This window comes from Streptomyces sp. NRRL WC-3549 (assembly GCF_000721935.1).
Lineage (GTDB): Bacteria > Actinomycetota > Actinomycetes > Streptomycetales > Streptomycetaceae > Streptomyces.
Genome location: NZ_KL585433.1, coordinates 11,821 through 15,578 on the forward strand (window position 1 = coordinate 11,821; position 3,758 = coordinate 15,578).

1 protein-coding gene is annotated in these 3,758 nt (G+C 73.0%); it reads right to left on the reverse strand.

All coding sequences use genetic code 11. The features are described from left to right. The coding region (locus tag IH13_RS0130965; RefSeq protein ID WP_037842937.1) for a type I polyketide synthase at window positions 1-3,758 on the reverse strand (3,758 nt) is incomplete at both ends.

A 3,758-nucleotide genomic window follows, 5' to 3' on the forward strand; every position in this document is an offset into this window, starting at 1 on the left:
GTACCGGCTGGGTCGAGCCAGTAGCGCCGACGCTGGAAGGCGTACGTGGGCAGGTCGACCTTCCGTGCGCCGCTGCGCTCGAACAGAGCGGCCCAGTCAACCGGGACGCCCCGGACATGGAGTCGTGCGAGCGCTGAGACGACCGCTTGCGGTTCGGGTCTGTCACGTCGCAGCGTCGGGACCGCCGCGATGGTTTCCGCGACGTCGCTGAGGCAGTCCTGCACCATCGCGGTGAGGACACCGCCCGGGCCGAGCTCCAGGAAGGTGCTGACGCCCTGGCTGTGCAGGGTGCGCACGGCGTCGTGGAAGCGCACGGGCCGCCGCACCTGGTCGGTCCAGTGGTCCGGGCTGCACAGGACGTCGGCGCCGGCCGCTTCGGGGGCGCTGGTCGACACGACGTCGATGCGAGGTGGCTGGAAGTCGAGCTGTTCCACGACCGCGCGGAACGCGTCGAGCATCGGGTCCATCAGCGGGGAGTGGAAGGCGTGGCTGACCCGGAGCCTCCTGGTCTCGGTGCCGCGTCCGGTGAACTCTGCCGCCAGTTCCTGAACGGCCTGCTCGTCGCCGGAGAGCACCACGGCGGAGGGCCCGTTGACCGCCGCGATGCTCACCCGGTGCTCCAGGCCGGCGAGCAGGGGGAGCACCTCCTCCTCGGAGGCGGCGACGGCGATCATGGAGCCGCCCGTGGGCAGGGCCTGCATGAGCGCCCCGCGTGCGGCGACCAGCGCGCAGGCGTCGGCCAGCGACAGGACCCCGGCGACGTGTGCGGCGGCGATCTCACCGACCGAGTGTCCGGCGACGGCGTCGGGCCGTACGCCCCAGGACTCCATCAGACGGAACAGGGCCACTTCGACGCTGAACAAGGCCGCCTGGGCCATCGCTGTCTGTTCCAGCTGAGCGGGATCGCCCCCCAGGAGCACGCTGTTCAGGGGACGTCCCAGACGCGGGTCGAGTTCCGCGCACGCCTCGTCGAAGGCTTCTGCGAACGCGGGGTAGGCGTCGTACAGTTCACGCCCCATGCCGAGGCGTTGCGCGCCCTGGCCGGTGAACAGGACGGCGGTCCGGCCTGCCGCGCGCGTGCCCTGTACGAGGGTGCCGGCGGCCTCGCCGTGCGTGAGGGCTCGCAGCCCCGGCAGCGGGGCCTCGCCGTCCCCGGCCACGATCACCGCGCGGTGCTCCAGGTCCGACCGTGCGGTGAGGGAGTACGCGACGTCGGTGGGGTCGGGGCCGTCGGGCCCCTCCAGGACGGGCAGCAGGCGTGCGGCCTGGGCGGACAGCGCTTTTGAGGTGCGTGCGGAGAGCAGCCACGGGACGGCGGGTGGGGTCCTGCGTGCCTCGGGGGTGGCCGCTCCTTCGACGGGCGCCTGCTCCAGGATGACGTGCCCGTTGGTGCCGCTGATCCCGAAGGACGACACCCCGGCCCGTCGGGGCCGGTTCAGGTCGGGCCACTCCCGGGCCTCGGTCAGCAGCTCCACCGCGCCGGACGTCCAGTCGATGTGCGGGGAGGGTTCGTCGACGTGGAGGGTCCGGGGCAGTACGCCGTGGCGCATCGCCATCACCATCTTGATCACGCCGGCCACACCGGCGGCGGCCTGTGTGTGACCGATGTTGGACTTGAGGGAGCCCAGCCACAGCGGGTGGCCCTCGGGCCGGTTCCGGCCGTATGCGGTGAGTACCGCGTGTGCCTCGATCGGGTCGCCCAGCGTCGTCCCCGTGCCGTGGGCCTCCACGACGTCCACGTCGGGCGCGGTGAGACCGGCGTCGGCCAGGGCCTGCCGGATGACCCGTTGCTGGGACGTCCCGTTGGGGGCTGTCAGTCCGTTGCTCGCACCGTCCTGGTTGATCGCGGTGCCGCGCACGACGGCCAGGACGGGGTGTCCGTTGCGGCGGGCGTCGGACAGCCTCTCGACGAGCAGGAGCCCTGCTCCCTCGGACCAGCCGGTGCCGCCGGCGGAGGCCGCGAAGGCACGGCATCTGCCGTCCGTGGAGAGCCCTCGCTGGCGGGAGAACTCCACGAAGCCGTCAGGTGTGGCCATGACGGTCACTCCGCCGGCCATCGCCAGGTCGCATTCGCCGGAACGCAGTGCCTGGGCGGCCATGTGGAGGGCGACCAGCGAGGAGGAGCAAGCGGTGTCCACCGTGACGGCGGGGCCTTCGAGGCCGAGGGTGTAGGCGACCCGGCCGGACAGCACGCTGGACGCGTTGCCGGTGACGAAGTATCCCTCGGCTCCTCTTCGGGCAGGGCTCTGCCCCGTGCCGTAGTCCTGGTGCATGGCACCGACGAAGACACCCGTCCGGCTGCCGTGCAGGGAGGAGGGGTCGATGCCTGCCCGCTCGACCACTTCCCAGGCCGTCTCCAGCAGGACGCGTTGCTGCGGGTCCATGGCCAGCGCCTCGCGCGGCGATATCCCGAAGAAGGCGGCGTCGAAGTCCCCGGCGTCGTACAGGAAGCTGCCGTGGCGCACGTAGGACTTCCCGGTCTGCCCGGGGTCCGGGTCGAAGAGGCTGTCGACGTCCCAGCCGCGGTCGGTGGGAAAGTCGGACACCGCGTCGCCGCCGCCCGCGACGAGGTTCCACAGGTCTTCCGGCGAGGCGATTCCGCCCGGCAGCCGGGCACTCATGGCGACGATCACGATCGGGTCGTCGTCGCGTGCCGCACCGGGGACGGGGGCCGAGGTGGCGTCCTGTTCCCCCAGGAGCAGGCCGCGCAGATGGGCGGCGAGGGCGGTGGGGGTGGGGTGGTCGAAGACGATCGTGGACGGCAGCGCGACGCCGGCCTCGGTGGCCAGACGGTTACGCAGGTCCAGCGCGGTCATGGAGTCGAAGCCCTGGTCACGGAAGGCGCGGTTCGCGTCCACCGCGTCCGCCCCTGAGTGACCGAGCACGGCGGCGGACTGTGCCCGCACCAGATCGAGCACGAGCCTCTCGCGCTCGGGGCCGGTGAGCGCGACGAGACGCCCGGCCGTTCCCGAGGTGTCCCGCTTCTTCTCCTCGTCCGCTCCGGTGCCCCGGACGCCGGGGACGTCGGAGATGAGCGGGCTGGGACGGGCCATGGTGAACGCGGCTCCGAACCGCTGCCAGTCCATGTGCGTCACCGACACGCAGGTGTCGTCGTGCTCGACGGCGCGCATCAGCGCCGAGACGGCCGCCCCGGGCTCCATCTCGAGTACGCCCGCCCGCCTGAGGCGTTCGGACGCGCCGTCCCGCGCTCCGAGTCCGATGCCACCGCCCCAGGCGCCCCAGGCGACGGAGGTCGCCGTGAGGCCCCGGGCGCGGCGCCGTTCGGCGAGGGAGTCCAGGAAGGCGTTGGCCGCGGCGTAGGCGCTCTGGCCTCCGCCGCCCCAGACACCGGAGTTGGACGACATCAGGACGAAAGCGTCCAGGTCGGTGTCCCCGAGCAGTTCGTCGAGGTGTGCGGCGCCGGCCGCTTTGCCCGCGAGGACGGCGGCGAAGTCGTCGGGGGCGGTGTCCGCGAGCAGGCTGTTCTGCCCGACACCCGCGGCGTGCACCACTGCGGTGAGCGGGCCCGGCAACGAAGCGAGGAGGTGGCGCACCGCGTCCCGGTCGGCGACGTCGCAGGCGTGGAGGGTCACCTCGGCCCCGGAGGCACGTATCTCGTCGGCCAGTTGCTCCGCTCCGGGGGCCTGCGGGCCGCGCCGGCCGGTCAGGACCAGATGAGCGGCGCCGTCGGACGCGAGCCTGCGGGCCACCTCGGCTCCGACGCCCCCGGTCCCGCCGGTCACCAGGACGGTGCCGCG